Annotated in this window: 27 protein-coding genes; 21 read left to right on the top strand and 6 right to left on the bottom strand. The window is 69.9% G+C overall.

Features of this window, described 5'->3' with window-relative positions; all coding sequences use genetic code 11:
• Window positions 1-131: 131 nt before the first annotated feature.
• From purU to ACFWN2_RS37580, 4 genes are read right to left on the bottom strand one after another with little or no spacing between them, the layout of a single operon-like run.
• Window positions 132-1,007, bottom strand: a complete 876-nt coding sequence (gene purU, locus ACFWN2_RS37595) for a formyltetrahydrofolate deformylase (protein ID WP_382435331.1) — start codon at window positions 1,005-1,007, stop codon at window positions 132-134.
• 13 nt (window positions 1,008-1,020) lie between these two features.
• The gene (locus ACFWN2_RS37590) at window positions 1,021-1,746 is read right to left on the bottom strand and encodes a maleylpyruvate isomerase N-terminal domain-containing protein (RefSeq protein ID WP_382435330.1); all 726 of its coding nucleotides are present in this window, start codon (window positions 1,744-1,746) and stop codon (window positions 1,021-1,023) included.
• Window positions 1,747-1,756: 10 nt separating this feature from the next.
• Complete coding sequence (locus ACFWN2_RS37585; protein WP_382435329.1) at window positions 1,757-2,563, bottom strand: class I SAM-dependent methyltransferase; 807 nt, start codon at window positions 2,561-2,563, stop codon at window positions 1,757-1,759.
• Entirely contained in the window at window positions 2,542-3,030 is a 489-nt protein-coding gene (locus ACFWN2_RS37580) for a DUF2505 domain-containing protein (protein ID WP_382435328.1), read from the bottom strand. Before ACFWN2_RS37580 ends, ACFWN2_RS37585 begins: the two co-directional genes overlap by 22 nt.
• Between ACFWN2_RS37580 and ACFWN2_RS37575 the strand changes: the two genes are divergently transcribed.
• Both ACFWN2_RS37575 and ACFWN2_RS37570 read left to right on the top strand, forming a co-directional pair.
• Window positions 3,029-4,129, top strand: coding sequence for a UDP-N-acetylmuramate dehydrogenase (locus tag ACFWN2_RS37575; RefSeq protein WP_382435327.1), 1,101 nt, complete (start codon window positions 3,029-3,031; stop codon window positions 4,127-4,129). The two genes, ACFWN2_RS37580 and ACFWN2_RS37575, sit on opposite strands and share 2 nt — an antisense overlap.
• Before the next feature lie 75 nt (window positions 4,130-4,204).
• Complete coding sequence (locus ACFWN2_RS37570) at window positions 4,205-5,215, top strand: hypothetical protein (RefSeq protein ID WP_382435326.1); 1,011 nt, start codon at window positions 4,205-4,207, stop codon at window positions 5,213-5,215.
• Here the strand turns inward: ACFWN2_RS37570 and ACFWN2_RS37565 are convergent.
• On the bottom strand, window positions 5,169-5,900 hold the full coding sequence (locus tag ACFWN2_RS37565) for an SDR family oxidoreductase (RefSeq protein ID WP_382435325.1): 732 nt from the start codon (window positions 5,898-5,900) through the stop codon (window positions 5,169-5,171). The genes ACFWN2_RS37570 and ACFWN2_RS37565 overlap by 47 nt on opposite strands.
• A 93-nt stretch (window positions 5,901-5,993) precedes the next feature.
• On the opposite strand from ACFWN2_RS37565, the gene ACFWN2_RS37560 reads away from it, so the two are divergent.
• From ACFWN2_RS37560 to ACFWN2_RS37535, 6 genes are all read left to right on the top strand, one after another.
• Window positions 5,994-7,133 (top strand): Ig-like domain-containing protein, encoded by a 1,140-nt coding sequence (locus ACFWN2_RS37560; protein WP_382435324.1) that lies wholly within the window; start codon window positions 5,994-5,996, stop codon window positions 7,131-7,133.
• Between the two features lie 43 nt (window positions 7,134-7,176).
• Complete coding sequence (locus ACFWN2_RS37555) at window positions 7,177-7,941, top strand: alpha/beta fold hydrolase (protein WP_382435323.1); 765 nt, start codon at window positions 7,177-7,179, stop codon at window positions 7,939-7,941.
• The gene (gene mshA, locus ACFWN2_RS37550; RefSeq protein ID WP_382435322.1) at window positions 7,938-9,185 is read left to right on the top strand and encodes a D-inositol-3-phosphate glycosyltransferase; all 1,248 of its coding nucleotides are present in this window, start codon (window positions 7,938-7,940) and stop codon (window positions 9,183-9,185) included. Before ACFWN2_RS37555 ends, mshA begins: the two co-directional genes overlap by 4 nt.
• On the top strand, window positions 9,182-9,661 hold the full coding sequence (locus ACFWN2_RS37545) for a YbjN domain-containing protein (protein ID WP_382435321.1): 480 nt from the start codon (window positions 9,182-9,184) through the stop codon (window positions 9,659-9,661). Before mshA ends, ACFWN2_RS37545 begins: the two co-directional genes overlap by 4 nt.
• A gap of 219 nt (window positions 9,662-9,880) precedes the next feature.
• On the top strand, window positions 9,881-10,567 hold the full coding sequence (locus ACFWN2_RS37540; protein WP_382435320.1) for a DUF4349 domain-containing protein: 687 nt from the start codon (window positions 9,881-9,883) through the stop codon (window positions 10,565-10,567).
• A 409-nt stretch (window positions 10,568-10,976) separates the two neighbouring features.
• Entirely contained in the window at window positions 10,977-12,539 is a 1,563-nt protein-coding gene (locus ACFWN2_RS37535; protein ID WP_382435319.1) for a 4-coumarate--CoA ligase family protein, read from the top strand.
• On the opposite strand, the gene ACFWN2_RS37530 is transcribed toward ACFWN2_RS37535, so the two are convergent.
• The gene (locus ACFWN2_RS37530) at window positions 12,517-13,161 is read right to left on the bottom strand and encodes a TetR/AcrR family transcriptional regulator (RefSeq protein ID WP_382435318.1); all 645 of its coding nucleotides are present in this window, start codon (window positions 13,159-13,161) and stop codon (window positions 12,517-12,519) included. The genes ACFWN2_RS37535 and ACFWN2_RS37530 overlap by 23 nt on opposite strands.
• 58 nt (window positions 13,162-13,219) lie before the next feature.
• On the opposite strand from ACFWN2_RS37530, the gene ACFWN2_RS37525 reads away from it, so the two are divergent.
• The 13 genes from ACFWN2_RS37525 (at window position 13,220) to ACFWN2_RS37465 (ending at window position 23,993) form a co-directional block, all read left to right on the top strand.
• On the top strand, window positions 13,220-13,663 hold the full coding sequence (locus tag ACFWN2_RS37525) for a VOC family protein (protein ID WP_382435317.1): 444 nt from the start codon (window positions 13,220-13,222) through the stop codon (window positions 13,661-13,663).
• Window positions 13,664-13,668: 5 nt separating this feature from the next.
• The gene (locus ACFWN2_RS37520) at window positions 13,669-14,415 is read left to right on the top strand and encodes a phosphoglyceromutase (protein ID WP_382435316.1); all 747 of its coding nucleotides are present in this window, start codon (window positions 13,669-13,671) and stop codon (window positions 14,413-14,415) included.
• Between the two features lie 178 nt (window positions 14,416-14,593).
• Complete coding sequence (locus ACFWN2_RS37515) at window positions 14,594-15,766, top strand: sensor histidine kinase (protein WP_382435315.1); 1,173 nt, start codon at window positions 14,594-14,596, stop codon at window positions 15,764-15,766.
• A complete protein-coding gene (locus tag ACFWN2_RS37510; protein ID WP_109629061.1) occupies window positions 15,763-16,443 on the top strand; it encodes a response regulator transcription factor in 681 nt (226 codons plus the stop codon). The genes ACFWN2_RS37515 and ACFWN2_RS37510 overlap by 4 nt, the downstream gene beginning before the upstream one ends.
• Window positions 16,444-16,470: 27 nt before the next feature.
• Entirely contained in the window at window positions 16,471-17,451 is a 981-nt protein-coding gene (locus ACFWN2_RS37505) for a hypothetical protein (protein ID WP_382435314.1), read from the top strand.
• Window positions 17,451-18,716, top strand: a complete 1,266-nt coding sequence (locus ACFWN2_RS37500) for a hypothetical protein (RefSeq protein WP_382435313.1) — start codon at window positions 17,451-17,453, stop codon at window positions 18,714-18,716. The genes ACFWN2_RS37505 and ACFWN2_RS37500 overlap by 1 nt, the downstream gene beginning before the upstream one ends.
• A complete protein-coding gene (locus tag ACFWN2_RS37495; protein WP_382435312.1) occupies window positions 18,713-19,558 on the top strand; it encodes a sugar phosphate isomerase/epimerase family protein in 846 nt (281 codons plus the stop codon). The genes ACFWN2_RS37500 and ACFWN2_RS37495 overlap by 4 nt, the downstream gene beginning before the upstream one ends.
• A gap of 66 nt (window positions 19,559-19,624) precedes the next feature.
• Window positions 19,625-20,521, top strand: coding sequence for a proline dehydrogenase family protein (locus ACFWN2_RS37490; protein ID WP_382435311.1), 897 nt, complete (start codon window positions 19,625-19,627; stop codon window positions 20,519-20,521).
• Window positions 20,518-21,300: a thioesterase family protein gene (locus ACFWN2_RS37485; RefSeq protein ID WP_382435310.1), complete on the top strand. Its 783-nt coding sequence runs from the start codon at window positions 20,518-20,520 to the stop codon at window positions 21,298-21,300. Before ACFWN2_RS37490 ends, ACFWN2_RS37485 begins: the two co-directional genes overlap by 4 nt.
• Before the next feature lie 10 nt (window positions 21,301-21,310).
• On the top strand, window positions 21,311-22,120 hold the full coding sequence (proC, locus tag ACFWN2_RS37480) for a pyrroline-5-carboxylate reductase (protein ID WP_382435309.1): 810 nt from the start codon (window positions 21,311-21,313) through the stop codon (window positions 22,118-22,120).
• A 136-nt stretch (window positions 22,121-22,256) separates the two neighbouring features.
• Complete coding sequence (locus tag ACFWN2_RS37475; RefSeq protein WP_030477960.1) at window positions 22,257-22,469, top strand: helix-turn-helix domain-containing protein; 213 nt, start codon at window positions 22,257-22,259, stop codon at window positions 22,467-22,469.
• Between the two features lie 120 nt (window positions 22,470-22,589).
• Entirely contained in the window at window positions 22,590-22,691 is a 102-nt protein-coding gene (locus tag ACFWN2_RS37470) for a 30S ribosomal protein bS22 (protein ID WP_015105422.1), read from the top strand.
• A 264-nt stretch (window positions 22,692-22,955) separates the two neighbouring features.
• Window positions 22,956-23,993, top strand: coding sequence for an NAD-dependent epimerase/dehydratase family protein (locus tag ACFWN2_RS37465; RefSeq protein ID WP_382435308.1), 1,038 nt, complete (start codon window positions 22,956-22,958; stop codon window positions 23,991-23,993).
• The last annotated feature ends 8 nt before the right edge of the window (window positions 23,994-24,001 follow it).

Below are 24,001 nucleotides of genomic sequence, written 5' to 3'. Positions count from 1 at the left end.
GTGGGTGTGGGGGGGGGGTCCGCGGTTGGTGTCTTGTGTGGGGGGGGGGGGGTGCGAACCACCCGTGGGGGGGCGGGGGGGGGGGGGGGGGGGGGGGGGGGCCCGCCGCCCCCCCCCCCCCCCCCACGCCACTAGAAGATCACCGTCTGGTTGCCGTGCACCAGCACGCGGTCCTCCAGGTGCCACCGCAACCCGCGCGCCAGCACCACCTTCTCGATGTCACGCCCCTTGCGCACCATGTCCGCCACCGAGTCGCCGTGGTGCACGCGCATCACGTCCTGCTCGATGATCGGCCCGGCGTCCAGGTCGGCCGTCACGTAGTGGCAGGTGGCGCCCACGAGCTTCACGCCGCGGCGGTGCGCCTGGTGGTACGGGCGCGCGCCGATGAACGACGGCAGGAAGCTGTGGTGGATGTTGATGGTCTTCCCGCTCCACGCCGCGCACAGCTCCGGCGGCAGGATCTGCATGAAGCGGGCCAGCACGACGGCGTGCGGGTCGTGCTTCTCGACCAGCAGCCGCAGCTGGGCGAACGCCGCCTGCTTGCCCTCCGGGTCGTTGACCGGGAACGGCACGTGGTGGAACGGGATGCCGTGCGCGCGCGTGATGTCACCGAGTTCCGGGTGGTTGCCGATGACGGCGGACACCTCGACGTCCAGCTCACCGGTCGCGACGCGCGCCAGCAGGTCGTAGAGGCAGTGACCCTCCTTCGACACCAGGATCACCACGCGCTTGCGCGAGCCCGTGTCGGTCACCGTCCACGTCGACTGCGCGCCGAGCGACGCGGCCACGTCGGCGAAGCGGGCGCGCAGGTCGTCCACGCCGAACGGCAGGGAGTCCGCACGGACCTCCTGGCGCGTGAAGAACCAGCCCGTCTCGGGGTCGGTGTGGTACGCGGCCTCGACGATCCAGCCGCCGTTCTCCGCGAGGAACGACGAGATCCTCGCGATGATGCCGGTGCGGTCAGGGCAGCCGAAGGTGATCACATAGCGGCGTTCAGGCGATGACACGACGCTGAAGTATTCACGGCCTGGGCAGACCCGCCAACAGCGACTCGTCCCCGGTCACGATCGCGTGGCTCGGACGGGCGTACACGGCGCGGTAGAGCGCGTCCGCGGTGCCCGCGAGGGTGGCGTCCTCCTCGAAGGCCGAGTCCTGCACGGTGGTGACCACCAGCGACTCGCCCGCGGTCAGCCCGAGCTGCCAGGTGCGGCCCGCGTCGGCGGCGTGCAGCAGGAGCCTGCCGGTGGCCGTGACGGGGAAGCCGAGCTCGATCCTGCGGGCCACCATGACGGTGAGGTACTCGTCGACGCCGTCCGCGGCGAACTCCGGGTCGAACACCAGCGCCGGCAGCTCGTGACCGGTGGCCAGCTCCGCGTCCAGGCGGTGGATCGACGTCTCGTGCGCCTGCCTGCGCGACCAGAAACCGGCGAGCTGCGGGCCGCTGAACGTCCACGCGGGACGGTCGGCCGGTACCTCGCGCAGCCGTTCCGCGAGCGTGGAAAGCCCGGTCTCCCACCAGGAAAGCGCCTCGTCGAAGTCCTTCGGAGCGTGCGGCCACTTCGGCCGGCCGTCCTCGGGAGCGGTGACGACGGCCTCGGCCGCCCACGTGTGCACCTCCGCGATGTGCCGCACGAGGCCGAGAACAGTCCACTCAGGACACGACGGGACCGGGGCGTCCGCACCTGCCTTCACAGCGGCCGAACGAAGAGCGGAAGCCTGGGTCTCAACCTGCGCGACGTAGTCCACAAAACCCACCCTAGGGGGCGACGGCGGCCCATTCGAGCGTGATCTCACCGAGCCGCCACCGCCGCCGGTCGTCCAGCACCGGCCAGCCGCGTTCGGTCAGCAGCCGCGCCGACTCCACCCACCGCGCCCGCGGCCCGAACGGGGCGAACGGGGCCGCGGTGGCCCAGCAGGCGTCCAGTTCGGCCAGCAGGGCGTGCACGCGCTCGCCGGGCACGTTCTTGTGGATCAGCGCCTTGGGCAGCCGCTCGGCCACGTCGGAGGGCACCTCGATCGCGGACGGCTTCACCGCCAGCGTGAACGTCCGAGGCCCCTCGGCCGACAGCGTCACCCACGTGCACCGGCGGCCGATCTCGTCGCACGTGCCCTCGATGACCAACCCGCCGGGAGCCATCCGCGACAGCATGGTGTCCCACGCCTCGAACGACTGCTCCTCGGTGTACTGGCGCAGCACGTTGAAGGCGCGCATCAGCACCGGCCGCGCCCCGGCCAGTTCGAAACCGCCGCGCCGGAAGTCCAGCCACGGCGGGTCGGCCACGGCCTTGCCCGCCTCGACCCGGTCGGCGTCGATCTCCAGCCCGAGCACGCGCACGTCGGGACGGACGACACGCAGGCGTGCCGCCATCTCGACGGTGGTGATCGGCGTGGCGCCGTACCCGAGGTCGACCACTAGCGGGTCGGCGGCGTCGCGCAGGAATCCGGCGAGCGTTCCGGTCATCCACCGGTCGACCCTGCGCAGGCGGTTCGGGTTGGTCGTGCCGCGCGTCGGCAGGCCGAGCGCGCGGGCCCGGCCGGCGGCTAGCCGCGGTTTGCGAGCCATTCGGACGTGAACTCGCTCTCCTTGTCGAGCAGCACGGCGACCTGCTCGGCGATCAGCTTCTCCAACTTGCCGCCCAGCAGCGGGATGCTCACCTTGACCTCCCCCGTGAGGGTGGTCTTGGAGCCCGAGCCGTTGTCCAGGACGGTGAACGAGCCTTCGAGACGGCCGGGCACGCCGCCGACCGCCACCTCGACCGTGCCGGCGCCCGCAGCCCAGGTCTCGGTGCGCTGGATCACCAGGTCGCCGCCGAGAGCGGCCTTGACCGCCGACGGCAGGTGTTCGGCGGGAACACCCTGCTTGAGCTGGTACGACGTCCGCTCGTCGGTCTTGTCGAACGAGATGAGCGCCGAGTTCGTGCCGCCGATCGCGGCCAGCCTGTCCCGCAGATAGGTCTCGTCGGTCATCGCGCCGAAGACCTTCTCCGCCGAATGGGGTGACGTGGTGTGGTGCTCGATGCGGCGTGCCATGTCGCGGAGGCTACCGTTGACGTCTGTGACCACCACGCAGTCCGTACCTCTGGCCGAGCGCACCACGCTCCGACTCGGTGGCCCGGCCGCGCGGTTCGTCCACGCCACGACCGCCGCTGAGCTGGTCGAAGCCGTGCGAACAGCCGACGCCGCCGCCGACGAGAAGGTCCTCGTGCTGGGCGGCGGGTCCAACCTCGTGATCTCCGACGGCGGCTTCGACGGCACCGTCGTGCACGTCGCCACCAAGGGCTTCCGGCTCGACCCGCTGGGCGGCGGCATCGTCCAGTTCACCGTCGAGGCGGGCGAGGAGTGGGACGCGGTCGTCGCCGAGGCGGTCGCGCAGGGCCTCGGCGGCCTCGAATGCCTCTCCGGCATCCCCGGCCTCAACGGCGCCACGCCCGTGCAGAACGTCGGCGCGTACGGCGTCGAGATCTCCCAGGTGCTGCAGTCGGTCGACCTGCTGGACCGCCGCAGCGGCAAGGTGCACCAGGTGCCCGCCGCGAAGCTGGGCCTCGACTACCGCACCAGCGTCCTCAAGGGCACGGACAACGCCGTCGTGCTGCGCACCCGGTTCTCGCTCACGGCCGGCGGCATGTCCGCGCCGATCCGCTACGGCGAGCTGGCGCGCGTCCTCGGCGTGGCGCAGGGTGACCGCGTTCCGGCGGACGCGGCCCGCAAGGCCGTGCTGGAGCTGCGCCGCGGCAAGGGCATGGTGCTCGACCCCACCGACCACGACACGTGGAGCGCGGGCTCGTTCTTCACCAACCCGATCATCGACGACTCGACGTTCAACGGCGTGCTGATCCGCATCGCCGAACGCCTCGGCTCGGACGTCGACGTGCCGAGCTACCCCGCCGGCCACGGCCAGAAGAAGCTCTCCGCGGCGTGGCTGATCGAGCGTGCGGGCTTCCGCAAGGGCCACCAGGGGCCGGGCGGCCGCGTGTCGTTGTCCGGCAAGCACACGCTGGCCCTGACCAACCGCGGTGGCGCGTCGACCGAGGACCTGCTGGATCTCGCGCGCGAGGTTCGTGACGGCGTGAGGGCGGCGTTCGGCGTGGAACTGCACCCCGAACCGGTCTTCGTGGGAGTTCAGATCTAGGTCTGTTCGAGTGACTCTATGTGACCAACCGCTACCAGGCGTGTTTCATTGACGTAGATGGATGCGGAGGTCGCTATGAGCTACCTCGACGAAAACGCGCGAGCGGTCATCAGGCCGATCAAGCGCATGGTCGAAGACGAGTTCCTCGCCAGGCCCGGCGTCATCGGTGTCGACATCGGCGAGAAGGTCACCGGCGGCCGCCCGACCGGCAAGGCCGCGATCGTGGTCTACGTGTGCGCCAAGGGGCCTGACCACCCGGAGCAGATCCCGGTCGAGGTCGGTGGCGTGCCGACCGACGTGGTCGCGGAGTCGATCGTGCTGCACCGGGCGCGGCTCACCCGCGCGTCGGACGACCATCCCGTTGCGGCGGAACGGCATTCGGTCCTGCGCGGAGGCATCGGCATCGGCCCGGCGAGGTCGTTCCGGGTCGTGCCGCCCGAGGTCGAGCGGGCCGGTGAGTACGTGATCGCCGGCACGCTCGGCGCGTTCGCGGTCACCCGTGACGACCGGAAGGTGTTGGGGCTCACGACTTTCCACGTCGGCTGTGTCGACGACTCGTGGGCGGTGGGCGACGGGTTCGTGCATCCTTCCAGAGTGGACGGTGGGGTGCCCGGCGCGGACGAGGTCGCCGTGCTGGACCGGGCCGCGCTCGCGGGCGCCGTGTCCGCGGCGGGACTGCGGATGGGCCCCAGGCCGTTCCGCGCGGAGGTGCTCGACATCGGCGCGATCACCGGCAGCGCGCCGGCGGAGATCGGCTCGTCGGTGCGCAAACGTGGCCGCACCACCGAGCTCACGTACGGCGTGATCGAGTCGACGGACGCCACGGTCAGGCTCGACTTCGGCGACGGGATCGGCGTCAGGACGTTGCGCGACCAGATCCGCGTGCACTCGTCCGAACGCTTCGGCGACCACGGTGACTCGGGTGCGGTGCTGGTCGACGCCGACAACCGGGTCGTCGGCCTGTACGTGGCCGGAAGCGGCTCGACCGGGTTCGCGAACCCGATCGAGCCCGTCCTGCGTCAGCTCGACGTGGAACTGCTCACTCCCGGTGTGCCCGAGACGCGGAGGCCTGGGCCCGCGGCTTGAGCACGATCGTGTCCAGGTTCACGTGCGAGGGCCGGGTGACGGCGAACGCGATCACGTCCGCCACGTCGTCCGCGACCAGCGGCGTGATGCCCTGGTAGACCTTGGCCGCGCGCTCGGTGTCGCCGCCGAACCGGTTCGCCGAGAAGTCCGTCTCGACCATGCCCGGCTGGATCTCGGTGATCCGCACCGGCTGGCCGAGCAGCTCGCCGCGCAACGTGCGGTGCAGCGCCGACTGGGCGTGCTTGGCGCTCGTGTACCCGGATCCGTTGTCGTAGGCCTCGAACGCCGCGATGGACGTCACGGACACGATGTGCCCGTCCCCGGACGTGATCAGCTTCGGCACGAACGCCTTGGTCACCAGCAGGGTGCCGAGGACGTTCGCCTCCCACATCCAGCGCCACTCCGCCGGATCGCCCTCGGCGACGGTCGACAGCCCGCGAGCACCGCCCGCGTTGTTGATGAGCACGTTCGCCTGGGGTACCCGGTCCGCGAAGGCGGCGACGGAGGCCTCGTCGGTGACGTCCAGCTCGATGGCCGTCCCGTCGATCTCCTTCGCGATAACGTGGAGGAGGTCCAGACGACGTGCACCGAGCACGACGTGGAAGCCCTCGGCGGCCAACCGCCGCGCGGTGGCCTCGCCGATGCCCGCGCTAGCTCCGGTCACTACTGCGACAGGTCGATTCACGACCTCGATCGTAGGCGGCCGACCCGCGTGTGACCGACGTCACCCGCACCATCCGGTCGTGCTGGACGTCCTGCTTGGTGGGAGGTCGAAACCGTGAAGAGAACACTTGTAGCGCTGGTCGCCGGACTGACGCTGCTGACCGGCTGCTCGAGTGTCGAGGCGGGCTCACCCAAGGCGGACAGCTCGCTGCCGGCCGCGAAGGTGACCCTGTCCCCGGTCGACGGAACCAAGGACGTGCAGGTCACGACCCCGGTCCAGGTCACCGTCGTGGACGGCAAGATCGAGTCCGTGGCCGTGAAGTCGCCGGAGGGCAAGGACGTCAAGGGCACCCTGACCGAGGACAAGTCGGGCTGGACCATCGCCGAGCCGCTGGGCTACGGCAAGACGTACAGCTACTCGGGCAAGGTCGTCGGCTCCGACGGCAAGCCGGTCGAGCTCAAGGGCTCGTTCACGACCGTCGCGCCCGGCTCGCAGACCCGCGCGACCCTCTGGCCGTCCGACAACCAGACCGTCGGCGTCGCGGCGCCGATCATGGTCAAGTTCGAGGCGCCGGTCGAGGACAAGGCGACCGTCGAGAAGGCGCTCAAGGTCACCAACTCGGCGAACGTGCAGGGCTCGTGGGCGTGGCTGAACGCCCAGGAGGTCCACTACCGGCCGGAGCAGTACTGGCCCGCGAACACCACGGTCAAGGTCGAAGCCAAGCTCTACGGCGTCAACTACGGCGGCGGCGCGTTCGGCAAGGCCGACGTGACCAGCGACTTCACCATCGGCCGCAACCAGGTCGTGAAGATCGACAACCCGACCCACCGGCTCAAGGTGTTCCGCGACGGCCAGCAGACCGCCGACTACCCGGCGTCGTTCGGCAAGGACGCGGACCCGGAGCTCACGACGCCGAACGGCACTTTCGTGGTCATGTCGAAGCACGACACGTTCTCGTTCGACAACCCGCGCTACGGCTACACGAACGTCGTGAAGAAGTGGGCCGTGCGGTTCTCGAACCACGGCGAGTTCATCCACGAGAACAACGACAACGCGGGCAACATCGGCACGAACAACACCTCGCACGGCTGCGCGAACCTGCTGGAGGCCGACGCGAAGGCGTACTTCGACTCGGCGCTGGTCGGCGACCCGGTCGAGGTGACGAACTCCATCACCACGCTGCCTGCCCAGTTCGACTGGTACGACTGGCAGCTCTCGTGGGACCAGTGGAAGGGCAAGTCCGCCGTCAAGTAGGGCAGGCGGGAATGCGTCCCCCGACCAGGTCGTTCGAACGTGTGTGGATCTGACACGCGTGACGCCGCCGGGCGGGGGACGACTGGCCGTTCGCGAATCGGGTCCGGCGGACGCGCCGCCGGTGGTCCTGCTCCACGGCTGGGCGCAGACGGGTGCGGTCTGGGACCTGCGCGGCTTCCACACCTACGCCGTCGACCTGCGAGGACACGGCGAATCCGACGACTTCGGCGACTACCGCGACTCCGCGCACTGGGCCGCTGACCTCAAGGCCGTGCTCGACCACACCGGCCCCGCGACCGTCGTCGGGTGGTCCTACGGCGGCCTCGTCGCCACCGACTACCTGCGCTTCCACGGCACCGCGGGCATCACCGCGCTGGTGTTCGTGAGCGCCATCACCGAGATCGGCCGCGGTCGCCCAGGAGGCGAGACCGGGCCGGTCATGCGGGCCGCGTTGCCCGGCGCGATCACCGACGACGCCGTGCTGACGGCGTTCTGCCAGGCCATGGCCCCCGCCCTGCCCGCCTCGACCGTCGGCGAACTCACAGCCGCCGCGACCTCGGTCAGCCATAAAGTTCGAGGTGAGCTGTTCCGCCGGGACGTGGGCAGCGCCGAAGTGTTGAAGGCCGTAGACGTGCCGACCCTGGTCGTGCACGGAACTCAAGACGAGGTGGTCGCGCCCGCCGCCGCCGAGTACTCCGCCGCCCTGATCCCCGGAGCCGAGTTGAGCCTGTACCCCGACACCGCGCACGCGCCGTTCCTCGAACGGCCGGAGCGGTTCGCCGCCGAACTCCTGCGAGTCGCCCGATGAAGCGCGTGGCGGTGCTCTCAGTCCACACCTCGCCGCTCGAACAGCCGGGGACGGGTGACGCGGGCGGGATGAACGTCTACATCGTGCAGACGGCCACGCGGATGGCCCAGCGCGGCGTCGAGGTGGAGATCTTCACACGGGCCACGTCGTCGGAGCTGCCGCCGGTCGTCGAGCTGGCGCCGGGCGTGCGCGTCCGCAACGTCGCCGCGGGGCCGTTCGAGGGCCTGGGCAAGGAGGAGCTGCCCGGTCAGCTCTGCGCGTTCACGGCGGGCGTCTTACGGGCGGAAGCACGCCACGAGCCCGGCTACTACGACGCGGTCCACTCGCACTACTGGCTGTCCGGGCAGGTCGGCTGGCTCGCCCGCGAACGGTGGGGCGTGCCGCTGGTGCACACCGCGCACACGCTCGCCAAGGTGAAGAACCTGGCGCTGGCCGAGGGCGACGCGCCGGAGCCCCGGATGCGGGTGATCGGCGAGGAGCAGGTCGTGAACGAGTCGGACCGGCTCGTCGCGAACACCGACATCGAGGCCGGCGAGCTGATCAAGCTCTACGACGCCGAGCCGTCCAAGGTTGCCGTCGTGCCGCCGGGGGTCGACCTCGACCGCTTCACGCCCGGTGACCAGTGCGCCGCCCGTGACGCGATCGGCGTGCCGCAGGACGCGGTCGTGCTGGCGTTCGTCGGCCGGATCCAGCCGCTGAAGGCCCCTGACGTGCTGCTTCGCGCCGCCGCCGAGATGCTCGTGCGTGATCCCGGGCTGCGCTCGCGGCTGGTCGTGCTGATCGTGGGCGGGCCTTCGGGTTCCGGCACGGAACGGCCGAAGGCGCTGGAGGAGCTGGCCGCCCAGCTGCAGATCACGGACGTCGTGCGGTTCCTGCCGCCGCAGCCGGGACCGGCGCTGGCGGAGGTCTACCGGGCCGCAGACCTGGTCGCCGTGCCGAGCCACAACGAGTCGTTCGGGCTGGTGGCGCTGGAGGCCCAGGCCTGCGGGACGCCCGTGGTCGCCGCGGCCGTCGGTGGGCTGCCCGTGGCGGTCAACGACGGGGTGTCCGGGGTGCTCGTGCACGGGCACGAACCCGGCGAGTGGGCCTCGGCGATCAGCGGGGTCGCGCTGCCGCAGCGGGAGCACCTGGCGAGCAACGCCGTGGGACACGCACGACGCTTCTCGTGGGACCGCACGACTGATGCGCTGCTGGCGGGGTATCAAGAGGCGGCAGAGGTGTTCCGCCGGGAGGTTTTCGCTTGAGCGTCGACGGTGTGATCAAGGAGTTCCTGGACGAGCGGGAGCTGAAGTACGACCGGCGCGAACCGGGGAAGTTCTTCGTGACGCTGCCGGGCACCAAGAAGCTCCAGACCAACGTGTGGCTGGTCGAGACCTCGCACGCGCTGGTCGTCGAGGCGTTCGTGTGCCGGCGGCCGGACCAGTCGTTCGAGGACGTGTACCGGTTCCTGCTGCGGCGCAACGCACGGCTGTACGGCGTGCACTACACGATCGATGCCGAGGGTGACATCTACCTGGTCGGACGGGTCGGCAAGCACGCCGTGACCGTGGACGAGCTGGACCGCGTGCTCGGGCAGGTCCTGGAGGCGGCGGACGGCGACTTCAACCCGTTGCTCGAGATCGGGTTCGCCGACGCGATCCGGCGGGAGTGGGCGTGGCGGGTGTCGCGCGGCGAGTCGCTCGCGAGCCTGGCTGCGTTCCAACATCTCGTTTCGGACTAGCCGCCGACTCGTTTCGGCTTCCCCGGCAACCCCCGGTCCGCCCTCGCCCGTCCGACAGGCATGCGTAGACCAGTGCTGTGGGTGGGAGCGGTGTTGCTGGCCCTGGTTGCAACAGGGTGTGGCAGCAGTTCGAACAGCGGGGGCACGGCGGCGAAGGATGCCGCCGCACCGCCTCAGGCGGCGCAGAACGTTGCGCCTCAGCAGGAGAACGCACCGGCCGTGCAGGCGGTGCAGCAGCAGGAACGCCAGTTGGTGCGCACGGCGGACGTTGATCTGCGGGCTGACGACGTGCTGAAGGCCATCGGCCAGGTCAAGGACCGGGCGCGGGCGGTGGGCGGGTTCGCGGGGCAGGAGAACTCGACCAAGAGGTCCGGGTCCGTGACCGTGCGGGTGCCGTCGGCCGAGCTGGACAAGCTCGTGCAGGACCTGGTGAACGTGGGCGAGGTCACCCGCAGCGAGGTGAAGAGCCAGGACGTCACCGACCAGCTCGTGGACGTCGAGTCGCGCATCGCCACGCAGAAGGCCAGCGTCGAGCGGCTGCGCGCGCTGTTCGAACGCGCCGGGTCGACGTCCGAGGTCGCACAGGTCGAGAGCGAGCTGACCAAGCGGCAGGCCGAGCTGGAGTCGATGCAGCGGCGCAGCGAGTCGTTGAAGGGCCAGGTCGCGATGGCGACGCTGACCGTGGACGTCGCGACGACGCCGATCGCGCCGCCGGAGGAGGAGAAGGTCGGCTTCCTGGGAGCCCTGGCCGGCGGCTGGAACGCGCTGGTCGCGGTGACGGGCGTGATCCTGATCGGCCTGGGCGCGATGCTGCCGTTCGTGGTGGCGCTCGGGATCCCCGCGTTCGTGGTGGTCTACCTGCTCCGGCGTCGGCGCCGCGTCACCCGGATGAACGAAGCAGGGTGATCAAGTTCTACTGAGAGTGGGTCTTTGATGATGCGCGGAACGGCTCGGGAGAGAGGGGGAGTCGCATCGAGCCGTTCCGCGTCAAAGGTCCCCGCTGCATGGATCCGTGGACGGGGGGAGCCTGCGGATCCCAAGCGGGCCACGCGATTCGACGGGGGATGACGAACCGCGCATGCGCCTCGCGCTCGTCGAGTAAGCGTGGGAGCCGACTCGCGGAGGCGGTATCAACTTCTCAGATACGTCCTTGCGATCACAAGTGCTTGTATTACTCCATTCGAGTGTATTTAGCCGCGCAAAGTAACGGCTCTGTAGCGATCGAGTTGTCCTTGACCTGCCCAGTGGGCTGGATCACGATGTGCCCACAGGCTGGGTGTACAGCGATGTACAGCGATGTGAATGAGGTCGCCGCATGGTCTTTCGCAGTCCGTTCCCCGACGTCGAGATCCCCGACGTGTCGCTGCACCAGCTGCTGTTCGGCGACATCGCCGACCGCGCGGACCGGGTTGCGCTGATCGACGGCATGTCCGGCGCGGAGATGACCTACGGCCAGTTGGCCGGCGCCATCGACCGGATGGCCGCGGCCCTCGCGGCGCGAGGTATTGGCAAAGGTGATGTCGTAGGCATCCTGAGCCCCAACACGCCGTACTACGCCGTCGTGTTCCACGGCATCCTCCGCGCGGGCGCCACGGCGACCACGATCAACGCGCTCTACACGCCGGACGAGGTCGCGCACCAGCTGCACGACGCGGGCGCGAAGATGCTGTTCACGGTGTCCGTGCTGCTCCCGAACGCCGCTCCGGGCGCCGCGAAGGCCGGCGTGACCGACGTGGTCGTCCTGGACGGAGCCGAGGGCTACCCGTCACTGCCGGAACTGCTCGCGAACTCGCACCCGGTGCCCGAGGTCTCCATCGACCCGGCGAATGACGTCGCGGTGCTGCCCTACTCGTCCGGCACGACCGCGCTGCCCAAGGGCGTGATGCTGACGCACCGCAACCTGGTCGCGAACCTGGAGCAGTGCCAGCCGCTGCTCGCGCTGAACGAGGAGACCCGGATCCTCGCGGTGCTGCCGTTCTTCCACATCTACGGCATGCAGGTGCTGATGAACGGCGGCCTGCGCGTGGGCGCCACCGTCGTGACGCTGCCGAGGTTCGACCTCCCGGAGTTCCTGCGGGTGATCGCCGAGCACAGGACCGACCGCGTCTACATCGCCCCGCCGGTAGCCGTCGCCCTCGCCAAGCACCCGATCGTCGACAACTACGACCTGTCGCCTTTGAAGGCGATCTTCTCCGGCGCAGCACCCCTCGACGTGGACCTCGCCGCCGCCGTGAGCAAGCGCCTCGGCTGCCGCGTGTCGCAGGGCTACGGCATGACCGAGATGTCGCCGGTCAGCCACGCCATCCCGGACAGCCGCGACGACATCTCCGTGGGCACCGTCGGCGTGATCATCCCGAACCTGGAGTGCCGCCTGGTCGACCCGGCCACCGGCGACGACGTGGGCGTGAACGAGCGCGGCGAGCTGTGGTGCAAGGGCCCGAACATCATGAAGGGCTACCTCAACAACCCCGAGGCCACCGCCGCCACCCTCGACGACGAGGGCTGGCTGCACACCGGCGACGTGGCCGTGATCGACGCCGACGGCATCGTCTCGATCGTCGACCGCGTCAAGGAGCTCATCAAGTACAAGGGCTACCAGGTCCCGCCGGCCGAACTGGAGGCCGTGCTCCTCACCCACGAGGAGATCGCGGACGCGGCGGTCATCGGCGTGAAGGACGCGGACGGCGAGGAGATCCCGAAGGCGTTCGTCGTGCGGCAGGCGGGGTCCGAGATCGACGGGGACGCCGTGATGGCTTTCGTGGCCTCGCACGTGGCGCCGCACAAGAAGGTGCGCGTGGTGGAGTTCATCGAGGCGATCCCGAAGTCGGCCGCGGGCAAGATCCTGCGCAAGGACCTCAGGGCTCGCGAACAGGCCTGAGCAACGAAGCGGTGAGGGTGCTGGCCAGCCAGTCGCGGTAGCGATCGGCCGGCCAGCCCAGCACCTGGTGCACGTGCGGCGAGCACATCGTCACCAGCACGTCCGCGACCTGTGCGGCGTCCAACTCCGGCCGCACCTCCCCGGTCCCCACCAACGCCTCCGCGAGCGCCAGGCAGTTCGCCCGCATCGCGCGCTCACCCTCGTCCGAGATCCGCCGCATGTCGGCATCAGCGCCGGACGACTCGATCCCGGCCATGATCAGCGCACCGGCGCGCTCCAGCACCACCCCGTTGCGCCGCACCAGTTCCGCGATCAACTCGCGGGCCGACGGAACCGCGAGCACCTCCGCGAACGATGGCCTGTCCCGCAACGCCACGGGCTCCTCGTCGCCCGCGATCGCCACGTTCAGCGCGTCCTGGAACAGCTCGACCTTGTTCCGGTAGTGCGTGTACACGGTCCGTTCGGACACGCCCGCCTCGTGAGCGATCCGCCGCATCGACGTCGCCGCGAACCCGTCCCGCGCGAACAGCCGGTGGCCCGCGTCGCGCACGAGCAGGCGCGTCTGGGCGGCCGCCTGCTCCCGCAGCGGTGAGCTGTACGAACGCTTGACTTCGTCCTTCATCGAGCGCAGTCTAACCACATTGGTTGCAGTGGTCATGCACTCAAAAGGAGCGACCGAGATGGCGCAGCTCAGAGGCATCAGAGGCGTGAAGATCCCGGTGACCGACCTCAAGAGAAGCACCGAGTGGTACCGCGAAGTCTTCGGGTTCGAACCCGAGTGGGAGTTCACCGACGCGGACGGCACCACGAGGGGCGTCGCGGGCTACGTGAGCGACGGCGCCGCAGGGCTCAGCCTGCGTGAGAACCCGGAGAAGGCCAGGGCGATCGCCGGCTTCGACCCGGTCAACTGGGCCGTGGAGACCAGGAAGGACCTGAACGACTGGATCGCGCACCTCGACGGCCTCGGCATCCCGCACTCGCCGGAGATCGAGGCCAGCATCGGCTGGTTGCTGGTCTTCAACGACCCCGACGGGCTGGAGATCCACCTGTACACCGACGAGGAACATGGCGTGGATCACGGTGACCGGCCGGGGTACGGCAGGCGGGTCGGCATGGCAGGCTAGCCGCCATGTCTGTCGGAACCTTGGTCCTGCTCCGCCACGGCGAGAGCACGTGGAACGCGGAGAACCTCTTCACCGGCTGGGTGGACGTTCCCCTGTCGGAGAAGGGCGAGAAGGAGGCCCGCCGCGGCGGCCTGCTCCTCAAGGAGGCCGGCGTCCTGCCGGAGATCCTGCACACGAGCCTCATGCGCCGGGCGATCATGACCGCCAACCTGGCGCTCGACGCCGCCGACCGGCACTGGATCCCGGTCAAGCGCGACTGGCGCCTCAACGAGCGCCACTACGGCGCGTTGCAGGGCAAGAACAAGAAGCAGACGCTGGAGGAGTTCGGCGAGGAGCAGTTCATGCTCTGGCGCCGGTCCTACGACACCCCGCCGCCGCCCATCGAGCCCGGCAGCGAGTTCAGCCAGGACACCGACCCGCGCTACGCGGGCCTCGGCCCCGACCTGCCGCTGACCGAGTGCCTGCTCGACGTCGTGAAGCGCATGCTGCCGTACTGGGACCAGCAGATCGTCCCTGACCTGCGCACCGGCAAGACGGTCCTGGTGGCCGCGCACGGCAACTCGCTGCGCGCCCTCGTGAAGCACCTCGACGGCATCTCCGACGAGGCCATCGCCGGGCTCAACATCCCCACCGGCATCCCGCTGCGCTACGACCTCGACGAGGACCTGAAGCCGATCAAGCCGGGCGGCGAGTACCTCGACCCCGACGCCGCGAAGGACGCGATTGCGGCGGTCGCGAACCAGGGTCGCTGACCGCATTCCGAGAAAGGCGCACCCGGCGTTCGGGTGCGCCTTTTCGCGTCCAAGGACACGGTTGGGTGAACGGCGTCTGACCAGCTACAGAACAACCGTCCACTGAGGTGTCGCGGGTATCACGGTTCACGCTTCCGCACTAGGCCAGGACACCTCTGAGCTGCTTACCATTCGCTTCGTGACCACAACGGGTTACCTCGCTGTGTCGATCGGCCTCGCGCTCATCGGCGTGATAGCCGCTTTCTTCATCGGCCGGTTCACCGCACCAAGGCAGCCCAGGAAGCCGGACGGCCTCACCGTCGCCGAGCTGATCCAGCAGATCGTGCACGACTCCCACGACGGCATCGTGGTGCTCAACCACTTCGGTGACGTCGTGCTGCACAACCCCCGCGCCGAAGAGCTCGGGATCGTCCGCAACAACCGCGTGGACGACCGGGCCCGCAAGGCCGCCGAGGGGGTCCGCAACAGCAACGAGGTCGTGTACGTCGACCTCTCGCCGCTGGACGGTTACCGCACCGGGCGGCAGCCGGAGGCCGTGCACGCCGAGGTCCGGCTGCTCATCGAGGACTTCACGGTCGTGGACGCCACGGACGAGTCGGAGTCGGTGCGGCTGGAGAAGACCAGGCGCGACTTCGTGGCGAACGTCAGCCACGAGCTGAAGACCCCCGTCGGGGCGTTGGCGCTGCTCGCGGAGGCCGTGCTGGACGCGAGCGACGACCAGGACGAGGTCCGCCGGTTCAGCGCGAAGATCATGCAGGAGGCGACCCGCCTCGGTGCGCTCGTCACCGAGCTGATCGCGCTGTCGCGGCTGCAGGGTGCCGAGAAGCTGCCGGAACTGGCCGACACCGAGATCGACGTCGTGATCAACGAGGCGCTGTCGCGGTCCAAGCTCGCCGCCGAGTCCGTCAACATCGCGATCACCACCGACGAACCGAGCGGGTTCGTCGTGCCGGGTGACCGGTCGTTGCTGGTCACGGCGCTGACGAACCTCCTCGACAACGCTGTCGCCTACTCGCCGCCCGGCAGCCCGGTCAGCGTGAGCCGGCGGCTGGTGGACGGGCACGTCGAGATCGCCGTGACCGACCGCGGCATCGGCATCGCCGAGGACCAGCAGGTCCGCGTCTTCGAGCGGTTCTACCGCGTCGACAAGGCCCGGTCGCGGGCCACCGGGGGTACCGGCCTCGGGCTCGCGATCGTCAAGCACGTCGCCGCCAACCACGGCGGTGAGGTGAAGCTGTGGAGCCTGCCAGGAACGGGGTCCACCTTCACGCTGCGGCTGCCTGCCGCGGCGACCGAACCGAATCTGACTCTCGTGCCGGCTGGCACGGGTGACCCAGGAGGAGAGCTGTGACCAGGGTGCTCATCGTGGAGGACGAGGAGTCCTTCGCCGATCCGCTCGCCTTCCTGCTGCGCAAGGAGGGGTTCACCGCGGCGCTCGCGGCGACCGGCCAGGAGGCGCTGGAGGAGTTCGACCGCAACGGCGCCGACATCGTGCTGCTCGACCTGATGCTGCCCGGCATGAGCGGCACGGACGTGTGCAAGCAGCTGCGCCAGCGCTCCGCCGTCCCCGTGATCATGGTGACGGCCCGCGACAGCGAGATCGACAAGGTCGTGGGGCTCGAACTGGGCGCCGACGACTACGTCACCAAGCCGTACTCGGCCCGTGAGCTCATCGCCCGCATCCGCGCGGTGCTGCGCCGCGGCGGCGAGTCCGAGGACCTGCTCCCGCAGATCCTGGAGGCCGGCCCGGTGCGGATGGACGTGGAACGCCACGTCGTCACCGTCAGCGGCCAGGACATCAGCCTGCCGCTCAAGGAGTTCGACCTCCTGGAGTACCTGCTGCGCAACGTCGGCCGCGTCCTGACCCGTGGACAGCTGATCGACCGCGTCTGGGGAGCGGACTACGTGGGCGACACGAAAACGCTGGACGTGCACGTCAAGCGGCTGCGGTCCAAGATCGAACCCGACCCGTCGGCCCCTCGTCACCTGGTGACGGTGAGGGGTCTGGGTTACAAGTTCGAGTCCTGACGGACACGACCAGGTACCGTTTCCGGCGTGCGCCTGGGCGTTCTCGACGTGGGTTCCAACACCGTCCACCTACTGGTGGTGGACGCGCATCGTGGTGCCCACCCCATCCCGATGACGTCGGAGAAGACGATCCTTCGTCTCGCCGAGCAGCTCGACGACTCCGGTCAGCTCCGCAAAGCGGGCGCTGACCAGCTCGTTCGTGCCGTCGCCGCCGCCAAGGCCTCGGCCAAGCGGTCCGGCTGCGAGGACCTGATGGCGTTCGCGACCTCGGCGGTGCGCGAGGCGGGCAACTCCGCGGAGGTGCTCGACAGGGTCCGCACCGAGACCGGGGTCGAGCTGAAGGTCCTCTCCGGCGAGGACGAGGCGAAGTTCACCTTCCTCGCGGTCCGCCGCTGGTACGGCTGGTCCGCGGGGAAGTTGCTCAGCCTCGACATCGGCGGCGGCTCGCTGGAGCTCGCCATCGGCCGAGACGAGAACCCGGACCTGGCCTTCTCCGTGCCGCTCGGCGCGGGAAGGCTCACCAGGACCCGGTTCAAGAAGGACCCGCCCCGGCGCTCCGAGGTCCGCGAGACCACCGACTGGCTCGCCGAGCAGCTCGCGCCCGTGGCGCGGAAGCTGAAACGCGCGGGTGAACCCGATCGGGTGGTTGCAACCTCAAAAACTTTCCGAACGCTGGCGCGGCTCACCGGGGCCGCGCCATCGTCTGCCGGGCCCAGGGCGCGTCGGGTGCTCACCGACGCCGGGCTCCGGCAGCTGATCGCGTTCATTTCCCGGATGTCGGCCGGTGACCTCGCGGAACTGGAGGGCGTGAGCACCTCGCGCGCCCACCAGCTCGTCGCGGGCGCACTGGTCGCGGAGGCCACAATGCGAGCCCTGTCACTCACCCAGCTGGAGATTTGCCCCTGGGCACTCCGGGAAGGTGTCATCCTCCGGCGGCTGGACCACACTGACGGCACCGACCAGGGCGATACTGGACGGACTGGCCAGACCGGGGCACGGTGGAGTTGATGAGTCGAGAGAGCGGATCGGACCAGACGCAGCGCACAGTCGCTGAGCTGCTCGCCCAGTACGGGGGCAGCGCAGAGAGTGCGCCACGTCGGCGACGCCGCCGGGCTGCGGACGAGGAAGACGACGTCCAGCAGCCGGAGACCGCACCCCAGACGATCATCGAGCGGGTGCTGTCCGACAGCGGCCGCCTGATGGCGATCCGCGACGACGACGTGCCGCAGCCCGGTCGTCGCGCCGCACCGGAACCGCCTCCCGCAGCGGCCGAGCGCACCGCCTACCAGCCGAAACCGCCGGTGGCACCGCCGAAGCCGCAGCCGTCGCAGCAGATGCCGCTGCCGCAGGCCCAGCCGCCGCAGGTCCGCAGACCGGCTCCGCAGGCCCCCAAGCCCGCACCGCCGAAGCCGGCCGCGCCCAAGCCCGCGGCGCCGATGCCGCCTCCCGCGGCCGCCGAGCAGACCAGGCAGGTGCCGCAGGTCCGCGACCAGCCGTCGCGCTCGGACATGCCGCGCCCGGAGGTGCCCGGCCGGCTGGAGGCTCGTCTCGACCAGGCGACGACGGCCGCGCCGAACCCGTCGCGCACGAACATCGCCCGGCCCAAGCCGCCGATGCCGGCCGGTCCGCCCCGCGAGGCGATGACCGAGCAGCTTCCGCGCATCCCGGCCAAGACGCCGGTCGACAAGATCGCCGCGCTCGAGACCGAGTCCGTGCTGATCGTGCCGCCCGCCCCGCCGAGGCTGCCGGAGCCGCTGCCGGGCAACCAGCCCGACGCCTGGTTCGGCGACGACGACCCCAACGCCCACACCGACCTGTCGATGCCCCCGATGGAGTCGACCGCGGCGCACCCCGGCCCGTACGTGGACGACGACGACTCGCAGGAGTACGCCGCCTACCGCGCCGAGGACGACTACCTCGCGGACGACGCCGACGCCGAGGACGACGACGGCCCCGCGGGCCTGGACGACGCGGCCGAGGTCGACGAGGAGCCCGAAGCCGAACCGCGCTCGGCCGGCAAGGAGTGGCTGGTCATGATCGGCCAGCTCGCCGTCGGCGTGCTCGGCGGCGCGGGCCTGTGGCTGGCGTTCAACTACCTGTGGCGCGCGGTGCCCGCCGCCGCACTGGTGGTCGCGCTGGCGGTTACCGTGGGTCTGGTGTTGCTGGTGCGAAAGATCCGCCGCGCGGACGATCTGCAGACCACCGTCCTGGCCGTGCTCGTGGGCCTCATCGTGACCGTCTCACCAGCGGCGATGCTGCTGGTGAAGAGTTGACCGCCCGCATCCCGGTCGGGCTCTCCACGGCGTCGGTCTACCCGCAGCCCGCCGGAGCGGCGTTCGACATCGCCTCCGAACTGGGCTACGACGGCGTCGAGCTGATGGTGTGGGCCGACCCGGTGTCGCAGGACATCCGGGCGGTCGACCGCCTGTCGTCCCGATCGGGCATGCCGGTGCTCGCCGTGCACGCGCCCTGCCTGCTGATCTCGCAACGGGTGTGGTCGCCTGACCCGTCCGAGCGGTTGCGGCGTGCCGTCGAGGCGGCCGGCGACCTCGGCGCGCCCACCGTGGTGCTGCACCCGCCGTTCCGGTGGCAGCGGAAGTACGCCGACGGGTTCGCCGAGCTGGTCTCGTCGCTGGAGGCGGAGAGCGGGATCGCCATCGCCGTGGAGAACATGTTCCCGGTGAAGCGTCCGCTCGGACGTGGGCGTTCCGTGGAGATGAACGCGTTCAAGCCTTCTGTGGATCCCACCGATGTGGGGCACGCGAACTACACGCTGGACCTGTCGCACTCCGCCGCCGCGCACATGGACGCGCTGGAGCTGGCGAAGCGGATGGGGGACGGGCTGCGGCACGTCCACCTCGCCGACGGGTCCGGGGCGCCCAAGGACGAGCACATGGTGCCCGGTCGGGGGACTCAGCCCTGCGCGGAGCTCTGCGAGACGTTGGCCAGGTCCGGGTTCGACGGCCAGGTGGTGCTGGAGGTCAACACCCGGCGGGCCGGGACCGCTGACGCCCGGCGGGAGATGCTGGCCGAGGCGCTGCTGTTCGCCCGGTTGCACCTGGACTGGGCCGTCGAGGGCGGGTCGGGGAAGGCGCGGCCCGGACTGGGTCGCTGAGGCTGCTCGCGGTCGGCACCGCGCGCCCCGGCGTCGGCGTGTCGCGCGGCGAGTTAGGGTTCCGGTGTGAACCCGCTGCGAGCGTTGATCATGGCCGCGTCTCGCAACGAGACGGTCCGCCACCTCGTCGCAGGCGCGCCCATCAGCCGGGACGTCGTGAAGCGGTTCGTCGCGGGCGAGAGCACAGCCGACGCGGTCGAGGTCGTGCGGAACCTCGGGTTGCCGGTGACGCTGGACTACCTGGGCGAGGACACCACCGACAAGGCCCAGGCCGAGAAGACCGTGCAGGCGTACCTGGAACTGCTCGACGCGTTGCACGCGGCGGGGCTCGCGAAGGACGCCGAGGTCAGCGTGAAGCTGAGCGCGGTCGGGCAGACGCTCGACGAGGCGCTCGCCCTGACGAATGCCTCCCGGATCTGTGCGGCCGCCGAGCAGTGCGGGACCACGGTCACGCTCGACATGGAGGACCACACCACCACCGACTCGACGCTGCGGGTGCTGGACGAGCTGCGCCGCACCTGGCCGTGGGTGGGGGCCGTGCTGCAGTCCTACCTGCACCGGACGCTGGACGACTGCCGGCGGCTCGCCGGGGCCGGGAGCAGGGTTCGGCTGGTCAAGGGGGCCTACGCGGAGCCTCCCGAGGTTGCGGTTCAGGATCCATCAGAGGTTGATCTGAACTACGTGCGGTGTGTGAACGTTCTCCTCGCTGGAGAGGGTTACCCGATGTTCGCCACGCACGACCCGCGGCTGATCGAAATCATTGGCGAACGGGCGCGCTGGTATGACAAAACTGACTTCGAGTACCAGATGCTCTACGGCGTCCGGACCGAGGAGCAGAGGCGTCTCGGGACTCGCGTTTATGTTCCCTACGGTGAGCAGTGGTACGGATATCTCATGCGGCGACTAGCAGAACGGCCTGCCAACGTGACCTTTTTCCTGCGGTCGCTGGCCAGCCGCTCATGACCTTCTCGAAGTCCAGTGCGGTGCGGTCGCTCGGTGACGGAACGTTCACCGCGTCCCTGCCGGCCGAATGGACCGTCGGGCCGAAGCCCCACGGTGGTTTCCTGCTGGCCGTGATGACCCGTGCGGCGGCTCAGGTCGCCGACGGGGATCCGCTGGTGGTGTCCGCGCAGTTCCTGCGGGCGCCCGAGGTCGGGCCGGTGCTGGTGCGGACCGACGTGCGCAAGGCCGGGCGGACGGCCACGGTCATCGCCGTGTCGCTGGAGCAGCGCGGTCAGGTGTGCGTCGAGGCGTCGGTGACGACCGGGCGGATACCGGAGAACCGGGCCGACTACGTGAACCTGCCGGCGATGCCCGCAGCGCCGCCGCCCGGTGCGGTGGAGCTCGGGAACTTCCCGACCGGCGGGAGCTACAAGGTCGGGGCCCTGTGCGACCTGCGGGTGGACCGCGAGTCGGCGACGTTCCTCGACCGGCGCACGGACGGGCCGTTGACGCTCAAGCTGTGGGCGCGGCCCACCGACGAGCAGCCCGACCCGTACTTCGCGTTGCTCGCAGGGGACCTGTCGATGCCCGTGACGTTCAACCTCGGGCGTTTCGGCTGGTCACCGACGGTGCAGCTGACGGCGTTGCTGCGGGCGCGGCCCGCTCCCGGCTGGTTGCGCATCCACGTGACCTGCCAGGCGGTGCACGGGCAGTGGTTCGACGAGGACGCCACGGTGATCGACTCGGCCGGGCGGCTCGTGTGCCAGGCACGGCAGTTGGCGCTGACCCCCGCTGTGTGAGACTTGACCGATGACGAAGATCGCGGTGCTCGGCGCGGGCAAGATCGGTGAGGCGCTGCTGTCCGGGCTCCTGCAGGGTGGTCGCGCGGCCTCGGATCTGCTGTTCACCGAGAAGCACGAGTCACGGGCGAAGGCCCTGACCGAGCAGTACGGGTTCGAGGCCGTCACGGTCGAGGGCGCGGCGGCGAAGGCCGGCGTGCTGGTCGTGGCGGTCAAGCCGCAGGACATCGAGCCGTTGCTCACCGAGCTCGCGCCGGTGCTGCGTCCCGGCACGCTGATCGTCTCGCTCTGCGCGGGCCTTCCGACCGCCCTGTACGAACGCAGGCTGCCCGCGGGCACCCCGGTCGTGCGGGTCATGCCGAACACGCCGATGGTCGTCGGTGAGGCGATGAGCGCCGTCTCCGGCGGTTCCAACGCCACGCCCGAGCACCTCAAGGTCGTCGAGGAGCTGCTGTCGACCGTGGGCAAGGTCGCGGTGGTGCCGGAGTCGCAGCAGGACGCGGTGACGGCGCTGTCGGGGTCCGGTCCCGCGTACTTCTTCTTCCTGGTCGAGGCGATGATCGACGCGGGCATCCTGCTCGGCATCCCGCGCGACCTGGCCTCGCAGCTCATCATCCAGTCCGCGGTGGGCGCCGCCACGATGCTCAACGAGGGCTCGAACCACCCGGTGATCCTGCGCGAGGCGGTCACGTCGCCCGCCGGCACGACCATCATGGCGATCCGCGAGCTGGAGAAGCACGGCGTGCGCGCGGCCCTTCTCGCGGCCATCGAAAGCGCTCGTGACCGGTCCGTTGAGCTGGGCAGGCAGCACGAGGACTGACCGAAGTGAGGGCCCGGCCCCACTTGGACGTCGCAGGAGTCACACCAGTCCCGCTACTCTCAGGGCAGCACGTGCGTGTCGAACCGTCGGTGGGGAAGACCGACGGCACGACACGTGTCGAAGGATGCGGTGATTTATGCCTGCGAAGGAGAACGAACGAACGGGCCTCGCTCAGGTGCAGTTCCTGACCGTGGCCGAAGTGGCCTCGATGATGCGGGTCTCCAAGATGACCGTGTACCGCCTGGTGCACTCCGGTGAACTGCCCGCGGTGCGGGTGGGGAAGTCGTTCCGGGTGCCCGAGAAGGCAGTCCACGCCTACCTGGAGAACGCGTACTTCGACGCTGGCTGAAGGCTGGTGAACCCCGCCGGGTAGACTGGTAGGCCGATCGTGCTTACCGGCGCGCCGTGCTTGACACGGCCAAGGCTGGGGCGCGCCAGTCAAAGCAACGTCTAGAGCTAAGGAACCCGCATGGGCTCGGTCATCAAGAAGCGCCGCAAGCGCATGTCGAAGAAGAAGCACCGCAAGCTGCTGCGCAAGACCAGGGTCCAGCGCAGGAAGCGCGGCAAGTAAGCCCGCATGCGCTCTGCCGCCGCCGGTCTCCGCGAGGAGGCCGGCGGCGGTTGCGTTTTTCCGGACCTGTTCGGGTGCTTGCGGAGTCACGCGATATCACCCAGTGAGATGGGCCCGAGCTTCCACGGGAACGAGGGCCGCCGTTCGGGTGATTAGGCAGTAAAGCCTGCGTGACCTGCGTCAAGACGGCGTTCCGGCCCCGTGCGGTTCTCAATCCGGTCTGTAGCATCGACCAATCGCCACGTCCTTCGTGCTTGGAGTCGCATGACGCCCAAGGTCGTCCTCGTCACCGGAGTCAGCCGCTTCCTCGGCGGCCACCTCGCCGCGCGCTTCGCCGCGAACCCGGACATCGAGCGCGTGCTCGGTGTGGACACCGAGCCGCCGCCACGCGACCTGCTGCGCCGCATGGGCAGGGCCGAGTTCGTGCGCGCCGACATCCGCAACCCGCTGATCAGCAAGGTCATCTCCACCGCGAACGTGGACACGGTCGTCCACGCCTCCGTCACCGCGAGCCCCGCCGGGCCCACCGGCCGCACGGTGATGAAGGAGATGAACGTCATCGGCACCATGCAGCTGCTGGCCGCGTGCCAGAAGTCGCCCAAGGTGCAGAAGCTCGTCGTGAAGTCCACCAGCGCCGTCTACGGGTCCAGCAGCCGCGACCCTGCGGTGTTCACCGAGGACATGGGCCCCAAGGACCTGCCGTCGTCCGGCTACGCCAAGGACGCGGTCGAGGTCGAGGGCTACGTGCGCGGGTTCGGCCGCCGCAGGCCGGACGTCAACGTCACGACGCTGCGCTTCACGAACTTCATCGGCCCGCGCATCGACACGGTGCTGACGCGCTATTTCGCACTACCGGTCGTGCCCACCGTCCTGGGCTACGACGCTCGTGTGCAGCTGCTGCACTCCGAGGACGCGTTGGCGGTCCTGGAACGCGCGACGCTGCACGACCTGCCAGGTGTCTACAACGTCGGCGGCGACGGCGTGCTGCTGCTGTCGCAGGCCATTCGGCGGGCGGGCAGGCTGAACCTGCCGGTGCCCAGCATGGCCGTGCCCACGGTCGGAGGCTTCTTCCGGAGCGCCCGGCTCGTCGACTTCTCGCCCGACCAGATGAGGTTCCTCAACTGGGGGCGCGTGGTCGACACCACCCTGCTGCGCAAGGAGTTCGGGTTCACGCCGCGGTGGACCACCCAGCAGGCGTTCGACGACTACGTGAACGGCCGAGGCCTGAAGCCGCTCATCGACCCGGAGACGATCGACGCCGCGGAACGGGGAATCCTCGACGCGGCCGCCCGTTTCCGCTGATCTTTGCT

This window comes from Lentzea sp. NPDC058436, from assembly GCF_042721515.1.
Taxonomy (GTDB): Bacteria; Actinomycetota; Actinomycetes; order Mycobacteriales; family Pseudonocardiaceae; genus Lentzea.
Note: the sequence above shows the minus strand (reverse complement) of the source record. Positions and strands in the feature narration are given on the sequence as shown.

Bases quoted from the DNA above. Each gene is read 5' to 3' on its own strand.
- ACFWN2_RS37585 (WP_382435329.1), bottom strand. From the start codon at position 2,563: ATGGCTCGCAAACCGCGGCTAGCCGCCGGCCGGGCCCGCGCGCTCGGC.
- ACFWN2_RS37575 (WP_382435327.1), top strand. From the start codon at position 3,029: ATGTCGCGGAGGCTACCGTTGACGTCTGTGACCACCACGCAGTCCGTA.
- ACFWN2_RS37580 (WP_382435328.1), bottom strand. From the start codon at position 3,030: ATGGCACGCCGCATCGAGCACCACACCACGTCACCCCATTCGGCGGAG.
- ACFWN2_RS37570 (WP_382435326.1), top strand. From the start codon at position 4,205: ATGAGCTACCTCGACGAAAACGCGCGAGCGGTCATCAGGCCGATCAAG.
- mshA (WP_382435322.1), top strand. From the start codon at position 7,938: ATGAAGCGCGTGGCGGTGCTCTCAGTCCACACCTCGCCGCTCGAACAG.
- ACFWN2_RS37535 (WP_382435319.1), top strand. From the start codon at position 10,977: ATGGTCTTTCGCAGTCCGTTCCCCGACGTCGAGATCCCCGACGTGTCG.
- ACFWN2_RS37530 (WP_382435318.1), bottom strand. From the start codon at position 13,161: ATGAAGGACGAAGTCAAGCGTTCGTACAGCTCACCGCTGCGGGAGCAG.
- ACFWN2_RS37525 (WP_382435317.1), top strand. From the start codon at position 13,220: ATGGCGCAGCTCAGAGGCATCAGAGGCGTGAAGATCCCGGTGACCGAC.
- ACFWN2_RS37520 (WP_382435316.1), top strand. From the start codon at position 13,669: ATGTCTGTCGGAACCTTGGTCCTGCTCCGCCACGGCGAGAGCACGTGG.
- ACFWN2_RS37500 (WP_382435313.1), top strand. From the start codon at position 17,451: ATGAGTCGAGAGAGCGGATCGGACCAGACGCAGCGCACAGTCGCTGAG.
- ACFWN2_RS37485 (WP_382435310.1), top strand. From the start codon at position 20,518: ATGACCTTCTCGAAGTCCAGTGCGGTGCGGTCGCTCGGTGACGGAACG.
- proC (WP_382435309.1), top strand. From the start codon at position 21,311: ATGACGAAGATCGCGGTGCTCGGCGCGGGCAAGATCGGTGAGGCGCTG.
- ACFWN2_RS37475 (WP_030477960.1), top strand. From the start codon at position 22,257: ATGCCTGCGAAGGAGAACGAACGAACGGGCCTCGCTCAGGTGCAGTTC.
- ACFWN2_RS37470 (WP_015105422.1), top strand. From the start codon at position 22,590: ATGGGCTCGGTCATCAAGAAGCGCCGCAAGCGCATGTCGAAGAAGAAG.
- ACFWN2_RS37465 (WP_382435308.1), top strand. From the start codon at position 22,956: ATGACGCCCAAGGTCGTCCTCGTCACCGGAGTCAGCCGCTTCCTCGGC.